This is a genomic window from Bacillus sp. AFS041924, assembly GCF_002577195.1.
Classification (GTDB): domain Bacteria; phylum Bacillota; class Bacilli; order Bacillales; family Bacillaceae_G; genus Gottfriedia.
Map to the genome: position 1 here is coordinate 1 of NZ_NULG01000089.1, position 17,687 is coordinate 17,687.

The 17,687-nt window shown below is 32.0% G+C and carries 20 protein-coding genes; 15 read left to right on the plus strand and 5 right to left on the minus strand.

Annotated elements, in window-relative coordinates:
* The first annotated feature begins 311 nt into the window (after positions 1-311).
* Positions 312-704, plus strand: a complete 393-nt coding sequence (locus COC46_RS15820) for a hypothetical protein (RefSeq protein WP_098810788.1) — start codon at positions 312-314, stop codon at positions 702-704.
* A 231-nt stretch (positions 705-935) separates the two neighbouring features.
* On the opposite strand, the gene COC46_RS15825 is transcribed toward COC46_RS15820, so the two are convergent.
* Positions 936-1,553 (minus strand): GTP pyrophosphokinase, encoded by a 618-nt coding sequence (locus COC46_RS15825; RefSeq protein WP_098810790.1) that lies wholly within the window; start codon positions 1,551-1,553, stop codon positions 936-938.
* 249 nt (positions 1,554-1,802) lie between these two features.
* Here COC46_RS15825 and COC46_RS15830 point away from each other — a divergent pair, with 249 nt between their 5' ends.
* Complete coding sequence (locus COC46_RS15830; protein ID WP_098810792.1) at positions 1,803-2,582, plus strand: phosphatidylserine decarboxylase; 780 nt, start codon at positions 1,803-1,805, stop codon at positions 2,580-2,582.
* 140 nt (positions 2,583-2,722) lie between these two features.
* On the opposite strand, the gene sda is transcribed toward COC46_RS15830, so the two are convergent.
* Entirely contained in the window at positions 2,723-2,863 is a 141-nt protein-coding gene (sda, locus tag COC46_RS15835; RefSeq protein WP_056473113.1) for a sporulation histidine kinase inhibitor Sda, read from the minus strand.
* Between the two features lie 258 nt (positions 2,864-3,121).
* Between sda and COC46_RS15840 the strand changes: the two genes are divergently transcribed.
* From COC46_RS15840 to COC46_RS15870, 7 genes are read left to right on the plus strand one after another with little or no spacing between them, the layout of a single operon-like run.
* The gene (locus COC46_RS15840; RefSeq protein ID WP_098810794.1) at positions 3,122-3,643 is read left to right on the plus strand and encodes a YqeG family HAD IIIA-type phosphatase; all 522 of its coding nucleotides are present in this window, start codon (positions 3,122-3,124) and stop codon (positions 3,641-3,643) included.
* Positions 3,640-4,749 (plus strand): ribosome biogenesis GTPase YqeH, encoded by a 1,110-nt coding sequence (gene yqeH, locus COC46_RS15845; RefSeq protein ID WP_098810797.1) that lies wholly within the window; start codon positions 3,640-3,642, stop codon positions 4,747-4,749. Before COC46_RS15840 ends, yqeH begins: the two co-directional genes overlap by 4 nt.
* A 24-nt stretch (positions 4,750-4,773) precedes the next feature.
* Complete coding sequence (aroE, locus tag COC46_RS15850) at positions 4,774-5,610, plus strand: shikimate dehydrogenase (RefSeq protein ID WP_098810799.1); 837 nt, start codon at positions 4,774-4,776, stop codon at positions 5,608-5,610.
* Positions 5,604-5,894: a ribosome assembly RNA-binding protein YhbY gene (gene yhbY / locus COC46_RS15855; RefSeq protein ID WP_098810801.1), complete on the plus strand. Its 291-nt coding sequence runs from the start codon at positions 5,604-5,606 to the stop codon at positions 5,892-5,894. The genes aroE and yhbY overlap by 7 nt, the downstream gene beginning before the upstream one ends.
* 37 nt (positions 5,895-5,931) lie before the next feature.
* Positions 5,932-6,507: a bis(5'-nucleosyl)-tetraphosphatase (symmetrical) YqeK gene (gene yqeK, locus COC46_RS15860; protein WP_098810803.1), complete on the plus strand. Its 576-nt coding sequence runs from the start codon at positions 5,932-5,934 to the stop codon at positions 6,505-6,507.
* 5 nt (positions 6,508-6,512) lie between these two features.
* A complete protein-coding gene (rsfS, locus tag COC46_RS15865; protein ID WP_098810805.1) occupies positions 6,513-6,869 on the plus strand; it encodes a ribosome silencing factor in 357 nt (118 codons plus the stop codon).
* The gene (locus tag COC46_RS15870; protein WP_098810807.1) at positions 6,866-7,609 is read left to right on the plus strand and encodes a class I SAM-dependent DNA methyltransferase; all 744 of its coding nucleotides are present in this window, start codon (positions 6,866-6,868) and stop codon (positions 7,607-7,609) included. Before rsfS ends, COC46_RS15870 begins: the two co-directional genes overlap by 4 nt.
* A 119-nt stretch (positions 7,610-7,728) precedes the next feature.
* On the opposite strand, the gene comER is transcribed toward COC46_RS15870, so the two are convergent.
* Positions 7,729-8,544: a late competence protein ComER gene (gene comER, locus COC46_RS15875; protein WP_098810809.1), complete on the minus strand. Its 816-nt coding sequence runs from the start codon at positions 8,542-8,544 to the stop codon at positions 7,729-7,731.
* A 90-nt stretch (positions 8,545-8,634) separates the two neighbouring features.
* Between comER and COC46_RS15880 the strand changes: the two genes are divergently transcribed.
* Together COC46_RS15880 and COC46_RS15885 are read left to right on the plus strand one after the other, a co-directional pair.
* Complete coding sequence (locus COC46_RS15880) at positions 8,635-9,246, plus strand: helix-hairpin-helix domain-containing protein (protein ID WP_098810810.1); 612 nt, start codon at positions 8,635-8,637, stop codon at positions 9,244-9,246.
* Positions 9,247-9,252: 6 nt separating this feature from the next.
* Positions 9,253-11,592 (plus strand): DNA internalization-related competence protein ComEC/Rec2, encoded by a 2,340-nt coding sequence (locus tag COC46_RS15885; RefSeq protein WP_098810811.1) that lies wholly within the window; start codon positions 9,253-9,255, stop codon positions 11,590-11,592.
* A gap of 41 nt (positions 11,593-11,633) precedes the next feature.
* Here the strand turns inward: COC46_RS15885 and COC46_RS15890 are convergent, their stop codons facing one another.
* A complete protein-coding gene (locus tag COC46_RS15890; protein ID WP_098810813.1) occupies positions 11,634-11,768 on the minus strand; it encodes a YqzM family protein in 135 nt (44 codons plus the stop codon).
* Positions 11,769-11,976: 208 nt separating this feature from the next.
* On the opposite strand from COC46_RS15890, the gene holA reads away from it, so the two are divergent.
* Positions 11,977-12,981 carry a DNA polymerase III subunit delta gene (holA, locus tag COC46_RS15895; RefSeq protein ID WP_176545187.1) on the plus strand — a complete coding sequence of 335 codons (1,005 nt, stop codon included), beginning with the start codon at positions 11,977-11,979 and terminating at the stop codon, positions 12,979-12,981.
* A gap of 374 nt (positions 12,982-13,355) precedes the next feature.
* Here holA and rpsT read toward each other — a convergent pair whose 3' ends face one another.
* Positions 13,356-13,622, minus strand: coding sequence for a 30S ribosomal protein S20 (rpsT, locus tag COC46_RS15900; RefSeq protein ID WP_098810817.1), 267 nt, complete (start codon positions 13,620-13,622; stop codon positions 13,356-13,358).
* A gap of 221 nt (positions 13,623-13,843) precedes the next feature.
* Between rpsT and gpr the strand changes: the two genes are divergently transcribed.
* The 3 genes from gpr (at position 13,844) to lepA (ending at position 17,249) form a co-directional block, all read left to right on the plus strand.
* A complete protein-coding gene (gene gpr, locus COC46_RS15905) occupies positions 13,844-14,944 on the plus strand; it encodes a GPR endopeptidase (protein WP_098810818.1) in 1,101 nt (366 codons plus the stop codon).
* A 24-nt stretch (positions 14,945-14,968) separates the two neighbouring features.
* A complete protein-coding gene (locus tag COC46_RS15910) occupies positions 14,969-15,319 on the plus strand; it encodes a DUF3679 domain-containing protein (RefSeq protein WP_098810819.1) in 351 nt (116 codons plus the stop codon).
* A 109-nt stretch (positions 15,320-15,428) separates the two neighbouring features.
* Positions 15,429-17,249: a translation elongation factor 4 gene (lepA, locus tag COC46_RS15915; protein ID WP_098810821.1), complete on the plus strand. Its 1,821-nt coding sequence runs from the start codon at positions 15,429-15,431 to the stop codon at positions 17,247-17,249.
* Positions 17,250-17,687 lie beyond the last annotated feature (438 nt).

Below are 17,687 nucleotides of genomic sequence, written 5' to 3' on the forward strand. Positions count from 1 at the left end.
CTAAAGGCTTGCTCAAGGAAACTCAAGTCACGCCCGATGGAAAGCGAAGTACCTGGTATGGAAAATCAACATTCTTTTTTAACAAAGCCAATTATTTAAAGAGCAATGCTATTTATATATGAAAGATTTTATTCATTATTTGATTTACGAAAAGATGACTTAAAAATATGAACAAAAGTACACAAAATGCTCTAATTTTCGTAACTTTCATTTGACTAGGAGATTATTAGAATATGTTAATCTTTTATTAATCACATGACTTTTTATGATTGAAGTATGGTATGAGAATTGTTCAGTTTGGAGGGACATAAGTGATAATACAAGAATGTTTACGTTATTACAAATCAAAATTATTAATAATCTTAACGTTTGGATTAACTTTAATTCTATTATCAAGTTATTATTCTACAAAAGAGTGGGAGCAAGTATTTCAATCAAAAGCAGTTGATGTGAATTTAGATAAGGTAGCAGAGATTATTTCTAGTTACACAGGAACTTATTATTTAAACAGCTTTTTCTATTCAAGTTGTTTTATTGTTTTCGTTCTAATTATTTTAATTTTTGGCTCAATAAATTATTTGCGTTCAGATAGTTTAGGTAACAATTTATTTAAATTTACTTTTACTCAATTGTTGTTCTTATCATCATACTTAATAAGTTACTTTCTAATCGTATTTATTCTTTCAGTTTTGCTTATTAATTGAATAATTTTGGCTTGAAAAGTTCTAAAAATTACATGCTAAAAACAAGGTACCGTGAGATACCTTGTTTTTTAGAATGGTGAAAAAGAACTTTATATATAACTTATTATATTTCAACACCCTGAAAACAAGCTAATTAGATAATACCTTGTTTTCTTAATTTCAGAAATGGACTGATCTATTTCTGAAATCTTTCCTTTGATTATAAACCTTCTTTTCCTAATCCTACTTGATTCAATTTAACTGCTCAACTTGATCTCTAATCTTCTCCATTTTATAGTCTAATGAATTTACTGTTGCGGAAGCTTCATTTAAACTATCGATTATTTCTTTTGGAACTTTTTTGTTATATTTATAAAAAATCTTGTGCTCAAGGCTTGCCCAGAAATCCATTGCAACGGTTCTAATTTGAATTTCTACTTTTACTCTTTTTGTTTCCGAAGCAAGGAAAATTGGTATTTCGATAATCATATGGAAGCTTTTATAACCATTTGCTTTAGGGTTTTTAATATAATCTTTTACTTCTATAATATGAATATCATCTTGTTGCTTTAGCAGTTCATAAATCATATAAATATCACTAATAAATGAACAGCTAATTCGAACGCCTGCTATGTCATTAATATAATTTTCAAGATTATACTGAGTTAATTCTAAACCTTTACGTTCAAGTTTTTCAATTATACTATCAGGTTTTTTCAAACGTGATTTTACGTGTTCAATTGGATTATGATTATGAGTTAATGTGAATTCTTCGTTTAATATTTTAATTTTAGTATTGATTTCATCTAACGCAAATTTATATATTAAAAGTGTGTTAGTCCATTCACCTAAGCTTTGATCTTTCAACATAGGCAACCTCCTAATGTATATTACATCAGTATTCTATCAGCTTAATGTGAACTCAGTGTGAAATCTAGGTGAACAGTTAGTGACAAGAGATTAGGGCTTGGGCAAGAATAAGTTCCTCAAAAAGCAAGAAAAAGTCAACAAGCAGTTCAATACAATTTAAAATATTGGGTTCGAGACGGTTTTTGGTTTTGTTAGTTTTGGAATAATATGTTATAAATTTAAATATATAGTTTAGTTAGGAGTACATAGATGAAACAGAGTTTTTATCGTTTGTTTATAGAGTTGACGAATAATCGTTTTACTTCTGGTTTATTGCGTAGATTTGCTACATCTAGATTGAGTAGAGTGTTTATTAGGCCATATATTAAAGCATTTAATTTAAATATGGATGAGAGCAAAGATATTTCTTTTCCGACTTTACATGCACTTTTTACAAGAGAATTAAAGCAAAATGCTAGACCGCTTCATGCTGGTGAAAGTGAATTAGCTTGTCCAGTAGATGGTGTGTTAGAATCATGTGGGAAAATTGAAATGGATATTAAATTTGTCGTAAAAGGGAAGACCTATAGCATTATTGAGATGTTGGGTTCAAAAGAAATGGCAGATAAATATGATGAGGGTTATTATATGGTGTTGTACTTAAGCCCAAGCCATTATCATCGAATACATAGTCCAATTGAAGGTGAAGTTGTTTCACAATTTGAATTAGGTGCTAAATCTTATCCCGTTAATAAAGCGGGACTGACATATGGTAAGGATCCACTTTCAAAAAATTATCGTGTTATTTCAGAAGTATTATGCACTGAAAATAAGAAACATATCGCAATGATTAAAGTTGGTGCAATGTTTGTTAATACAATCGTAGTAACGAAAAAAGAAAAGCACTTAAAAAAAGGTGAAGAAGTAGGTTATTTTTCTTTTGGTTCGACAGTTGTTTTACTTTTTGAAGCAAATAGTTTTACACCAAATGAGCAGCTTCAGCCAGGACAAGCAATAAGTGTTGGTCAAAATCTTGGTAAATTACACTAAAAAATAAATAAAGTATGCACTTTTTTTCACGAAATGAGGGCCATCGTATAGAAAGATGGTTCTTTTTCTGTTATTGTAAAGAGTGCTTGTATTTTAATTTCACTTGTATTATTTGCGTATATTGAAAATAATAAAAATGCTTAAGATGTTTTTTTTATATAGAAATCAAGACCTCTTCGTTTAATTTCTTTTTCAATTAAATAAATGAAGGCAGGATCAAGCTGTAAACCAAGAGCTTTTTTGTACGACTCAAGTAACAACTCATCATTTAATTTGTACATAATTATTTGCCCGGTTGGGCGTCACCTCCGAGTGATTAGAATTTTTTTAATTTCTTTGTAAACTTAATGTATCAAATTTTTAAAAATAGAACAATCGTTCGTTTATCCACAGAAATAGGTGGATAAGTTGTGGGTAATTTGTTTATATTTACTGAAAAAGTACGGTATAGGACTAAGGATAATGTGTATAGATTTATCCACAGTAAAAATGATTGTAGTTATTTGTCGAACGATTTTAAGAATATATGAGGTGTAATAATGTTTAATAAATTTTTACCGAGTGAAACTGTTAATAATGTTTATGCAATTACGCCTGAGCATCTTAAAGGCTTGGGAATAAAAGGGATTATTACGGATTTAGATAATACATTAGTAGAATGGGACCGTCCATTAGCGACTCCTGAATTAACAAAATGGTTCAAAAGCATGGATGATGCTGGGATTAAAATAACAGTTGTATCGAATAACAATGCAGAGCGAGTTGGAAAGTTTTGCGATCCTTTAGGTATTCCATTTATTCATCGTGCGCGTAAGCCACTTGCTACATCATATAAAAAAGCATATAAACAAATGAATTTAAATCCAAATGAAGTTGTAATGATTGGCGATCAATTGCTAACAGATGTATTTGGAGGTAATCGTCAAGGGATTCACACAATTTTAGTTGTTCCAGTTGCAAGTACAGATGGAATTTGGACAAGGTTTAATCGAATGGTAGAACGTAGAATTCTATCATCTTTAAGAAAGCAAGGATTGCTACAATGGGAGGATAAAAAGTGAGTAATACTGAAATAAGATGTATCGGTTGTGGGGTTGAAATTCAAACAGTGGATAAAGAAAAGCTTGGATATGCACCTCCATCTTCATTAGAAAAAGAAGAGATTATTTGCCAACGTTGTTTCCGTTTAAAAAACTATAATGAGATTCAAGATGTTGAGTTAACTGACTCTGACTTTATTCGTATTTTAAATGGAATTGGGTCAAAAGACTGTCTTGTTATAAAAGTAGTTGATGTTTTTGATTTTTCGGGTAGTTGGTTAAATGGTCTAAATCGTTTCGTTGGAAACAACAAAATTTTATTAGTTGGAAATAAGGCAGATTTAATTCCGAAGTCAGTTAAGAAAAATAAGCTTACTCAATGGATGAGCGGAACAGCAAAACGTTGGGGACTTAAGCCTGCAGGTGTTCATTTAATAAGTGCTGTGAAAGGCACTGGTATTGACGAATTAGCTGAAAGTATTGAAAAGCATCGTGAAGGTAAAGATGTATACGTAGTAGGTTGTACAAATGTTGGAAAATCAACGTTTATTAACACAATGATTAAACGTTATAGTGAAGAAAGTAATAATATCATTACGACATCTCATTTTCCAGGAACTACACTTGACTTAATTCAAATTCCACTTGACGATCAGAGTGATTTAATCGACACACCTGGAATTATTAATCATCATCAAATGGCTCACTTTGTTGATAAAAAAGGTTTAAAAATAATTACACCGAAAAAAGAAATTAAACCTATGATTTATCAATTAAATGAAGGGCAAACATTATTCTTTGGTGGATTAGCACGTTTTGATTACCTTGAAGGTGGAAGACGTTCTTTCACTTGTCACTTCTCAAATGATTTAGCAATTCACCGTACAAAACAAGAAAATGCAGATGATTTGTACGAAAGACAAGCTGGAGAATTATTAGTTCCACCATATGGTGAACAAATAAATGAGTTGCCTAAATTAGTAAAGCATGAATATATGATAAAAGACGCTAAAACTGATATAGTATATTCAGGATTAGGATGGATTACTGTGAATGAACCGGGTGCTAAAGTCGTTGCTTATGTACCAAAAGGTGTAGCTATAACTCTACGTAATTCTATTATATAAGAATAATTTTTGGGGGCGGGAGAAATGAAAGACCAATACTATGTAATCGGTCAGCCGATTGGTCATTCAATGTCACCAACTATGCATAATGAATGGTTTCTCTCTAATCATATTTCAGGTCACTATTCTGCAAAAGAAGTTGGGATAACAGAATTAAAATCAGTTATAACAGAATTTCGTTCAACTGTTAAAGGATTTAATGTTACAGCACCACTAAAAGTAGAAATAATGCAGTATTTAGATGAAATTGATCCATTAGCAAAAGCAATTGGAGCTGTTAATACAGTTATCAATAAAAATGGAAAACTATATGGTAAAAATACTGATGGTATGGGATATATTAGAGGTTTATCATATGTTTTGGAAAAACCGATAGAAGAAGAAAATATTTTAATCATTGGTGCAGGCGGCGCTGCTAGAGCAATTCTTTATAGCTTACTTCACTTAGGTGTTAAGCAGATTACAGTTGCAAATCGGACAGTAGAAAAAGTGAACGATTTACTAGATGGCAAGCTGATGAATGAAGTTAATAGTATGTCAATTTCAGATGCTGAAGCTAGTTTAAGCAACTTTTCTTTGATCATTCAAACAACTTCTGTTGGGATGAAACCTAATGAAAATAGCACTCCGTTAGCACTAACTAATTTATCACCAAATGCAATTGTATCGGATCTGATATATAGCCCATTTAAAACAGTATTCTTAAAAGAAGCTGAACAAAGAAATGTAACGATACAAAATGGACTACCGATGTTTATTTATCAAGGAGCATTAGCATTTCAAGAGTGGACTGGAATTTTTCCTAATACAATTGATGCATATTCATTACTAGAAAGAAAACTTGGAGGAACAAAATGTTAACAGGTAAACAAAAAAGATTTTTACGTTCTAAAGCTCATCACTTAAACCCTATTTTTCAAGTAGGTAAAGGTGGAGTTAATGAAAATATGGTTAAGCAAATTTCAGAAGCGCTGGAAGTTAGAGAACTTTTAAAAGTAAGTATTTTACAAAATTGTGATGATGATCGTTATGATGTAGCAGATCAGCTAGTAGAAGGGACAAATTCTGAGCTAGTACAAGTAATCGGACACACAATTGTTTTATATAAAGAGTCTGAAGAAAATAAAACAATCGTACTACCTTAAAATGTTAAATACCGTTAATTAGAGGAGAAGCGGAGTATTGGATAAACAAAAAGCACTTTCACTTGTAAAAGAAAAACTAACGAACGGGCGTTTTACACATACTATTGGTGTAATGGAAACTGCAGTTAGACTTGCCGAAAAGTACGGTGCGGATGTAAAAAAAGCAGAACTCGCTGCAATTTTCCATGATGTCGCAAAATGCATGCCGATTAAAGAATTAAAATCAATAATGGAAGAAAACAATCTTTCATTAAAGCTTTTAAAGTATAATAAAGAACTATGGCATGCTCCTGTTGGTGCATTTCTTACTGAACATGAATATGGAATTGATGATCAAGAAATATTACAAGCAATCACATACCATACAAGTGGACATCAAGAGATGAATTTATTAGATAAAATAATTTATGTAGCAGATTATATAGAACCTAATCGTAGTTTTCCTGGTGTAGAGGAAGCACGTGAATTAGCGGATCAGAATTTAGATCAAGCTTTATTATTTGCATTAAAAAATACAATTACATTTTTGATCGATAAAGAACAAACAGTATACCCATTAACGGTTAAAACATATAACTCAATATTAAAGCAAGTTAAAAGCCAGGGGGAATAATAAGAATGAATGAAAAAGAATTAATGATGCTAGCTGTAAAAGCTGCTGATGATAAAAAAGCTGAAGATTTAGTTGTATTAGAAATGAAAGGAATCTCTGCAATTGCTGATTATTTCATTATTTGCCACGGTAATTCAGATAAGCAAGTACAGGCTATCGCAAGAGAAGTGAAAGACCAAGCACATCAAAATGGAATGGATGTTAAACGTTTAGAAGGATTTGACGAAGCTCGTTGGGTTTTAGTAGACATTGGTGACGTTGTTGTTCATATTTTCCATCGCGATGAAAGAAGCTATTACAACTTAGAAAAACTTTGGGGGGATGCACCATCTCTTGATGCTTACGGAGAGCTTCTTTCATGACATACAATCGCTTCGCGTATTTGTATGATCAATTAATGAATGACGTTCCTTATGAAAGATGGGTTCAATTCTTAAATGATAAATTTCAAAAATACGAAATGCATCAGCCTTCAATTTTAGATATAGGATGCGGTACAGGTACGTTTCCTATTTTGTTATCAAAAATGAACTATTCAGTTAGTGGGGTTGATTTATCTGAGGAAATGTTAAGTGTTGCAATGGCAAAAGCTGAGCAGGAAAAAGTAAATATTCCTTTTTTTCAACAAAATATGGTTGAATTAGAAGGATTTGATCAATTAGATTGTATAACAATTTTCTGTGACTCACTTAATTATTTGGAAACAGTAGATCAAGTAAAACAAACCTTTAACAATGTATATGAGAGTTTAAAGGACAATGGTTTATTTTTATTTGATGTACATTCTCCTTATAAAATTGAAGAAATCTTTGGTGAGGAGACATTTTTCATTGACGATGCTGAACTAAGCTTAGTATGGTCTTGTACACAAGGAGAAGAACCATTAAGTGTTGAACATGATTTAGTGTTCTTTATGAAAGATGAAGATAGTGATTTATATGAACGTTTTGAGGAATATCACAATCAAAGAACATTTCCAATCGATACTTATAAATCATTGCTAAATGATGCTGGATTTGAAGTAAAGGAAATTATAGCTGATTTTGATGAGACCGTAGATGAGACGTCTGAACGAATCTTTTTTATTGCAATGAAAAAATAAAAAACCCTTTAAAGAAAATACCTTTTCTTAAAGGGTTTTTTTCTTTATTAAACGTATAAAATAAAAATTTGTAACTTTGTTACGATTTGAATAAAACGATACAATAAACTATAGGTTAATCAAAATTGTTCCTTTACACGTTCAATTTCTTTATCAAACTTATCATGTGTTTTTTCAAAGATTTCTTCAAACAAATCTCCAACTCTTGCTTCAAGTACTTTTATTCCTTCACCGGTAATTCCGCCTTTTACACATACCTTTTCTTGAAGTGTTTCCAGAGTGAAATGTTTTTGTTCAATAAGTTTTCCAAATCCAATGATCATTTCTTCTGCTAAAATTGTTGCTTGCTCTTTCGAAATTGAAGTTTGGCAAACGGCCGCATCAATAAATTTTTGTAATAAGTAACTAAAAAATGCAGGTCCGCAGCTTGCGATATCCGATGAAACTCTTGTGATATCTTCGGTAATCATAACTGGTTTAGAAATGTTCGAAAAAAGCTCGATAATTTGCTCTTTACTTTTGGCCGTACACCTTTTTCCGAAATTAACTAAAGTTACACCACTCAATGCTTGATTCGTAATACTTGGAATGACGCGTGCAATCTGACAAGGCAAAATGGCTTCTAATTGTTCAACATTAATTGGGCTAGTAATCGATATAACACAATGTTTTTTAGTGAAATATTTTTGTAAAGATGAAAGGAGCGGCTGAATTTCTAATGGTTTTACACACACAATTACAATATCTGAAGCGGAAATTACGTCTTTTGCTGTCTCAACAACATTCAAATCAGGATATATATTTTTTAGCTCATAAGCTTTATACATTGAACGATTTGTAACCGTTAATTCGGAGGGCTTCACGGCAAGTGATTTTATAAATCCATTCAGCAAAATGGTGCCCATATTTCCTGTACCTATGATGCCTACGTTCATGAGTACATCCCTTCCTTTGCATACATTCTCTCCTACACTATATGAAGCAAGGTAGAAAATAATGATATAAGTTAAAACGGAGGACGAATAATGAAAAAGTTAATCCATAATAAATTAGTTTGGTTTTGTCTAATAATTGTCGGTATTCTAGTTGTAAATTTTTATCAAACAAAACAGAAAAATGAGGTGGCTTTTGCTAAGCAATCATCTGAAGAAATAGTAGAAAAAAAAGATGAAGATATAAAGGAATCCAGTACTCCCGTTAAATCAAAAGTATTCATGGTTGATGTAAAAGGAGCAATTCAAAAACCAGGTGTAATCCAATGTAAAGAAGGTGAACGTGTTTTTGATGCGATTAGATTGGCGGGAGGGTTTTCCGACAAGGCGGATGTAAATAAAGTAAATTTAGCTGAAAAAATAGTTGATGAGATGGTCATTTATGTTCCATTTTTTGGTGAAGAAATGGATCAAATTAGTTTTAATAAGGAGGATGAGTCTATTGAAAATGAGAAAATCGATATAAATCATGCATCACAATCAGAATTGGAAAAAATACCTGGAGTCGGACCAACAAAAGCAAAAAATATATTAGATTATATTGAAAATAATGGTCCTTTTACATCAGTTGAGCAATTAGATGACGTAAATGGGATCGGGAAGAAATCGCTTGAACAAATGACTCCATTTATAATAATTCGCTAAATTATTATGAGTATTTACCTAGCATATATTGTTTTAGTGCAAATTATAACGATCGTCTTTTTTAATCGGTATAATTTATTATTTTTATTAATTCTTCTAATTCTTTTGATATTTTTAATAATGAAGAAAAAATGGCCACTTATATTTATTTGTATCATCACGATTTTTATTACTTCAAGTATATGTATCTTTCAAAACAATAAGAAGAATTCTCCTAAACCAAAGCCTTCTCAAACTGTTCGTGGTGCAATTATCACGAACCCAATTATAGATGGAAATAAAGTTTCTTTTATCATTAAACTTCATAATCAAAAAATATTATTAAATAGTTTTGCAAATTCCAAAGAACAATTAAAGATATTTCAAAAAAGAAAAATAGGCGAGGTATGCGAAGTTAACGGTGAGGTTACACTGCCTTTAGCAAATTCGAATCCATACTTATTTAACTACAAGAAATATTTATTAAATCAAGATATTCATTGGGTTATTACTGCTAATCAACATAGTTTAATGAATTGTAATAATGGAAGTCGATCAATTCTTGAATCAATAATATATAGTCGGCATGCTTTAACTAAATATGTTGAGGATAATTTTAATTCCAATACAGAAGGATATATTAATGCGCTATTATTTGGAGATCGTTTAAAAATGGATGCAAACGTAGAATCTCAATATCAAGTAGTAGGAATTGTCCATTTACTTGCAATTAGTGGTTCTCATATTAGTTTATTAAGTCTGGGTGTATATTTTTTGTTAATTCGAATTGGTGTAACGAAGGAAACTAGTCTTTTAATAACGATTATTTGTATTATAACTTATGGTTTTTTAGCAGGTGCCTCAGCCTCTGTTGTACGGGCAGTTATTATTGGAGTTCTAGTTGGCTTATTCAAATTAGCGAAAAAGAAAGTAGATATTGCTTCGCTTTTATTCATTTCCTGTATAATTATGTTGCTTTTAAAACCAAATTATATAGATGATATTGGATTTCAATTTTCATTTGTGACGACTTTTGTACTAGTTTTATGTTCAGATCAAATTTTATATTATAGTTCTTGGTATGCAAAAGGACTCTTTACTTCAAGCATTACTCAATTAGTATCAATTCCGATCTTGCTTTTTAATTTTCACGAATTATCCCCTTACAGTATTTTAATCAACTTACTTTTCATCCCTTTCATAAGTTTTATTATAATGCCACTATGTATAATTTGTTTTAGCTTAAGTTTCATTAATCTAGAAATAAGCGAATATTTAGCATTAGTTTTAATGTTCTTTATTAATATTTCAGATCAATTACTGAGTATTTGCATGCAATTACCATTTATTAAATTGATCTTTATACATCCTTCAGGAGGAATTCTTTCTTTATATGTAGTACTAATATTTTTTATTTTATACTTTATGGAAAATAAGAAAGAGAAGAAATTAACTATTTATTGCTTTATCGGATTTTTCATTCTTATGACCGGTCACTTATTTTATCCATTTATTAACCCTGTTGGAAAGATTATGTTTATTGATGTAGGGCAAGGAGACTGTATACTTATAAAATTGCCTTTTAATAGAGGTAATTATGTAATTGATACGGGTGGAAAGTTATCTGGAAATGAAGAATCGTGGATGAAGCGTAAAAATCAATTTTCTACAGGTGAAGATATATTAATACCAATTTTAAAAGGAGAAGGGATAAGTGAAGTAGATAAATTAATATTTACACATGGAGACATCGACCATATTGGAGGTGGAAAGGAGGTACTACAATCATTTCCAGTAAAACAATTAATCGTAGGTGACAAGGTGGAATTCACGCCAGCAGAAGCAGAACGGATCAGTATAGCAGTAAAAAAGGGAGTAGAGATTAAAAAGATGAGCGAAGGAATGAGTTGGAATATTGGTCGGAATCATTTTCAATTTATTTCACCAATTAAGGACTACAAGGGTGAGGAGAACCATGGATCAATCGTTTTATGGTCAAAGATTGGTGGGAAGAATTGGATTTTTTCAGGTGATTTAGATGAAAGTGGAGAAACTCGGCTAATCAACAAATATCACAATTTAAAGGCAGATATTTTGAAAATAGGACATCACGGGAGTAATACATCTACTTCCGAGAACTTCATTAAAGCAGTCTCACCTAAAATTGGTATTATATCTGTTGGAGCAAAAAATACATATGGTCACCCAAAGCTAGAAGTACTTAATCGATTAAAAAAGTACAAGGTGAAAATTTTACGTACGGATCAACATGGTGCAATAATTTATGAATATAAAGGTGGACAAGGTACCATTTATACATTTAAAGCATACCGTAAAACAAAAGAAAGAAATGAAGAAGGAAATTAAAAAAAGACTGCCGAGGCAGTCCCATCATTTGATTCTATGTATTATCGTGCAACAAACTCCACAATTGTTGCGATGATAAAGAGAATAGCGAAGAAACCAAATGAAACACCAAAGCCAACGCCTGAATCTATTGCATCATTACGTTTGCTTTGAACATTTTTTTCAAATGTATTCACAAATAACCCCTCCTAATTCAATTTTAGTATAAAGCAATATAACTAAAAAATCCATAGTATGTTTGTTTAGTTATACCGTTTTAAATGAAGAAACCGGGTCTTTATTTAAAACGTTAATATAAATTAGAGATTAGTATTTACTAATCTCTTCCTTCTCATGTAGGACATGTTATACTATACTAAGAAAATTAGTGTAGAGGAGCAAAACATGATTAAAGATTTACATAAAAAATTGAAAAAGAGTGTATCACCAATGTATTTATTGGTAGGTACTGAAGATTTTTTACTTCAAGAAGCGGAAAACTTAATCGTGAAAGCAGCTTTACAAGTTGAAATAGATGATTTTAACTATCAAACATATGATTTAAAGGAGGCTTATTTAAGTGAGGCACTTGAGGATGCTCAAACACCGTCTTTTTTTGGTGGAAATAAAGTCGTCATAATTAAATCATGTGTGTTTTTAACAGCCCAAAAAGAAAAAATCGTACAAGATATAGAGCCATTATTTGATTATATTGAAAATCCTTCTCCTTTTACTACTGTTGTTTTTGTTGCCCCTTATGAAAAGTTAGACGAAAGAAAAAAAGTAACTAAAGCGTTAAAAAAACAAGTAGAGCTAATTGAATGCCATCCTGTTGAAACGAGTAATCTGGACGGTTGGATTAAAGAACAGTTCGCTGGAAGCGTAACGATTACAAAGGATGCAATTGAAAAATTAAAGTTACTTGTTGGTAATAATTTATCGATCTTAAAACTTGAATGCGAGAAGCTACAATTATTTGTCGGTAATGAAGGAGAAGTTGATGCAGAGCTAGTGGAATTGATGGTAGCAAAAACAATCGAACAAAACGTTTTTGCACTTATCGAAAAAACAGCAGTAAGACAAACAACTGAAGCGCTTAAAATTCTTCATGAATTATTATTTATAGGGGAAGAACCGATAAAGATTGTTGCATTGTTAGCAAGTCAGTTTAGATTATTGTACGGAATAAAACAATTATCAAGTAGTGGATATTCAAATAATCAGATCGCTTCTTCAGTGGGTGTATCACCTGGGAGAGTGTTTTATGGACAAAAGCAAGCGAATAACTTTAAGGTAAGTGAATTGAAAGAAGCGATAAGATTAATTGCTGAAGTTGATTATAAAATGAAGACTGGTCAAGGAGATAAAATTTTGATCCTTGAAATGTTAATTCTGCAGTTAAATAATTAAAACCAATCGTTTATTTAAACAAAAAAATAGCAAATTCATCAAGCACGTCCAATTTACCAAATAAATTGGACTGTTGTTTTATGTAATGGACAGATTTCTTAAAAGTAAAAGTTTTTTGGAGGATTGGTAAATGAAGGAAATTCCTAACGATTTAAATCGTGTATTGAACACATACTTATATACTATTGTATTGAGTCGTTGAGCTTACGAACTGACAATAAAAAGTAACTTTACAAATCAGTTTTTAAAAGAAGAAAAGATGCAATAGATGATATGGAGTTTATGTTGGAAGAATGTAATAAGCTTTTTCTATGAGCATTGCATATTAATTTGTACGAAAAAATGGTGTCTCAAATGAGACACCATTTAATTCATTACGCGTTCATAGCGTTAACTTTTTTAGCTAAACGAGACTTTTGACGTGAAGCAGCGTTTTTGTGGATTAGATTGCTGTTAGCAGCTTTATCTAATTTTTTAGAAGCAGTTAATAAAGCTTCTTGCGCTTTTTCAGTTTCGTTATTAGTAACTAAAGCTTCAACAGTTTTCACAGCAGTACGCATTTCTGATTTAAGAGATGCGTTGTGAGCACGATGAGCCTCAGCTGTTTTTACACGTTTAATAGCTGATTTAATATTTGGCATACCTTTCACCTCCCGAATGCAGTCGAGAAATTTGCCCTCGAATACAAATAGAACAAAACTTATTTTATCAAAACAAGTCCCATTTGGCAATAGAAATTCATAAAGCTATTTTCGCCTTTTTAAAAGAAAAATAAACTACTCGTTTAGAAATGGTAACATCTAGCTAAACTAGTTAAGAAAAGACTTGTTAAATTTCGATGAGTATTGTGGAGGCTAGATAAATGAGTGAGTTAGATTTAAGTCAATATAGTGTTCGAACAGATTTAGCAGTAGAAGCAAAAGAGATGCTTGAGGAACGTGAACAGACAAAGGAAGAAATTACCGGCGTGATCGTAAAAGAACGTGAAGTCGAAGGTGTGAGTATTACTCATGTTCATATTAAAGAATCTGCATCTGAAAGAATTGGTAAGAAGCCAGGGAGTTATTTAACGCTACAAGTTCAAGGAATACGTGAGCAAGATACTGAACTTCAAGAGAAGGTTGAAAAAACTTTTGCAAACGAGTTTTCGGCTTTCCTTAAGAATTTAGGTATTACAGAAGATCAAACATGTTTAGTTGTTGGATTAGGGAACTGGAATGTTACTCCTGATGCACTTGGACCAATGGTCGTTGAAAATTTAGTTGTTACTAAACATCTTTTTGAATTGCAGCCTGAAAGTGTTCAAGATGGTTATCGTCCAGTTTGTGCTTTATCTCCTGGTGTAATGGGGATTACAGGTATTGAAACAAGCGATATTATTTCTGGAGTTATTGATAAAGTAAAACCAGATTTCGTGATCGCAATTGATGCACTCGCGGCAAGGTCTATTGAACGAGTTAATACAACAATTCAAATAACTGACAATGGTATTCATCCAGGATCTGGTATTGGTAATAAACGTAAGGAATTGAGTAAGGAAACATTAGGTATTCCCGTAATTGCTATAGGTGTTCCGACCGTTGTTGATGCGGTTGCAATTACAAGTGATACAATTGACTACATTTTAAAACATTTTGGCCGAGAAATAAAAGAAGGAGACAAGCCTGCAAAAGCGCTAATCCCTTCAGGAATGGCATTTGGAGAAAAGAAGAAGTATACAGACGAAGATATGCCTGGCGAAAAGGAACGAATGGCATTTATGGGGATTGTAGGAACACTTGAAGAAGATGAAAAACGAAAACTAATCCATGAAGTACTGTCTCCACTTGGTCATAACTTAATGGTTACACCAAAAGAAGTGGATACATTTATTGAGGATATGGCAAATATAATTGCTGGCGGTATGAACGCTGCACTACATTCTAAAATTAATCAGGACAATATTGGCTCATATACTCATTAATATTTCATAAGTGAGGAGAAACCAATGAAATATTTAATTCGGTATTTTACTCTAATCATTATTTTTTCAATAACAATCATAACTTGTATGCAAGTTGCAAAGGACGGAATAAGTAAAGTTACGTCGACTGATTATTATCATGTCAACGATGTGGTAAAAATTTCAAAAGAGGATGGGATGGCTGGTCCTGTACTATTTGGAAAAGATTACACGAAAGAAGGACTAGCAGTTAGAGAAGATCATTTAGAAAGATTAGGGGCATTTAATTACTTTACAGTTGTTGGTAAAGGACTTTCTCATTTTGTTACTTATGTAACTGAAAAAGGGATTAAGATTGTTGAAAAAATACCTTCTTTAATTGATAGCTTTAATTAGACCTTCTAAACTTCATTCGACATATACTGCTAATAGAGATTGAATATTTCCCTATATTTTTGATATAATCAAAACTATCTATGCTGTCGAGAAATTTAGGAGTGATGAAATGAATAAAGAGTCAAGATCAGAAAGACAAAAGAGAATTAGAAACTTTTCAATCATCGCACACATTGACCATGGAAAATCTACATTAGCAGATAGAATTCTTGAGAAAACAAATGCATTAACTCAGCGTGAGATGAAGTCTCAGCTATTAGACTCAATGGATTTAGAACGTGAACGTGGAATTACCATAAAATTAAATGCTGTGCAATTACAATATAAAGCAAAGAATGGAGAAGAATATATTCTTCACCTAATCGATACACCTGGACATGTCGACTTCACTTATGAGGTTTCACGTAGTTTAGCAGCTTGCGAAGGCGCAATTCTTGTAGTTGATGCTGCACAAGGTATCGAAGCTCAAACTTTGGCGAACGTTTATTTAGCATTAGATAATGATTTGGAAATTTTACCAGTTATTAATAAAATCGATTTACCAAGTGCAGAGCCTGAACGTGTAAGGCAAGAAGTTGAAGACGTAATTGGTTTAGATGCTTCTGAAGCGGTATTAGCTTCTGCTAAAGCAGGAATCGGAATCGAAGAAATTCTTGAACAAATCGTAGAGAAAGTACCAGCTCCAACAGGTGATCCAGATGCACCTTTAAAAGCACTTATTTTCGATTCATTATTCGATCCATATCGCGGGGTTGTAGCTTATATTCGAATCGTTGAAGGTACAGTAAAAGTTGGACAAAAAATTAGAATGATGGCTACAGGTAAAGAATTCGAAGTAGTTGAAGCAGGCGTATTTACTCCTCGTACTACTCAAAGAGATGAATTAACTGTAGGTGACGTAGGTTTCTTAACAGCTTCTATTAAGAACGTTGGAGATACTCGTGTCGGTGATACAATTACACTTGCTGAAAACCCAGCAACTGAGCCACTACCAGGTTATCGTAAATTAAATCCAATGGTATTCTGTGGATTATATCCAATCGATACTTCTAAATACAATGATTTACGTGATGCACTTGAAAAGCTTCAATTAAATGATGCAGCACTTCAATTTGAAGCAGAAACATCACAAGCATTAGGCTTCGGATTCCGTTGTGGATTCTTAGGATTACTACACATGGAAATCATTCAAGAGCGTATTGAACGTGAATTCAAAATCGATCTAATTACTACAGCACCAAGTGTTATTTATAGTGTTTACACAACAAAGGGCGAAATGATTACAGTTGATAACCCGGCACATATGCCTGACCCTCAATCAATTGATCGAGTGGAAGAGCCTTATGTAAAAGCAAAAATAATGGTTCCAAATGACTTTGTTGGAGCAATCATGGAGCTTTGCCAAAAGAAACGCGGTAACTTTATTGATATGCAATATTTAGATGCAAATCGTGTGACATTAACATATGAAATTCCATTATCAGAAATTGTTTATGATTTCTTTGATCAATTAAAATCAAGTACAAAAGGCTATGCTTCATTTGACTATGAATTAATTGGATATAAAGCATCTAAACTTGTAAAAATGGATATTTTATTAAATGGTGAGCAAGTAGATGCTCTATCATTCATCGTTCATAGAGATGCTGCTTACGATCGTGGTAAACTTATCGTTGAAAAACTAAAAGAACTTATCCCAAGACAACAGTTCGAAGTACCGGTTCAAGCGGCAATCGGACAAAAAATTGTTGCTCGTTCAACAATCAAATCTATGGGTAAAAACGTATTAGCAAAATGTTACGGTGGGGATATCTCTCGTAAACGTAAGCTATTAGATAAGCAAAAAGAAGGTAAAAAGCGAATGAAAGCTGTTGGATCTGTTGAGGTTCCACAAGAAGCGTTTATGGCTGTTTTACGTATGGACGACTGACGAAACAAATTGATTTCTTGAAGAAGGCCCAATAACCAATCTCGGTTATTGGGCTTTTTTAGAGTTGTTTTGTAAGGGATTTACTCAGTATTTTACAGTTTTGCTCATTCAAAAAAGTGGTAACATCATTTAGTAGGTGGAAGAAAGGTTTAATCCCTATATATTCTTCTCTTATAGAATCTTTTTTTTTAGGTTAAACTGCATAATATTCGTTTATAGTTCTTCATTTATGTTGAAGATAAATTTTGATGGTATATTTCATTAGTAATAATTTATTTTCTTTAATAGCAAATTTGAGTTGTTTGAAGAACAATTTTAATTATTAATTTATAAGTAAACTTCTTGTTTTTAGGCTTTGTTAATATTAATTGTTGATTTTAGTCAAATTCGCGACTAATTGATATGGAAGGCGCGAAGACTCCTATGGGAAATGCGGGA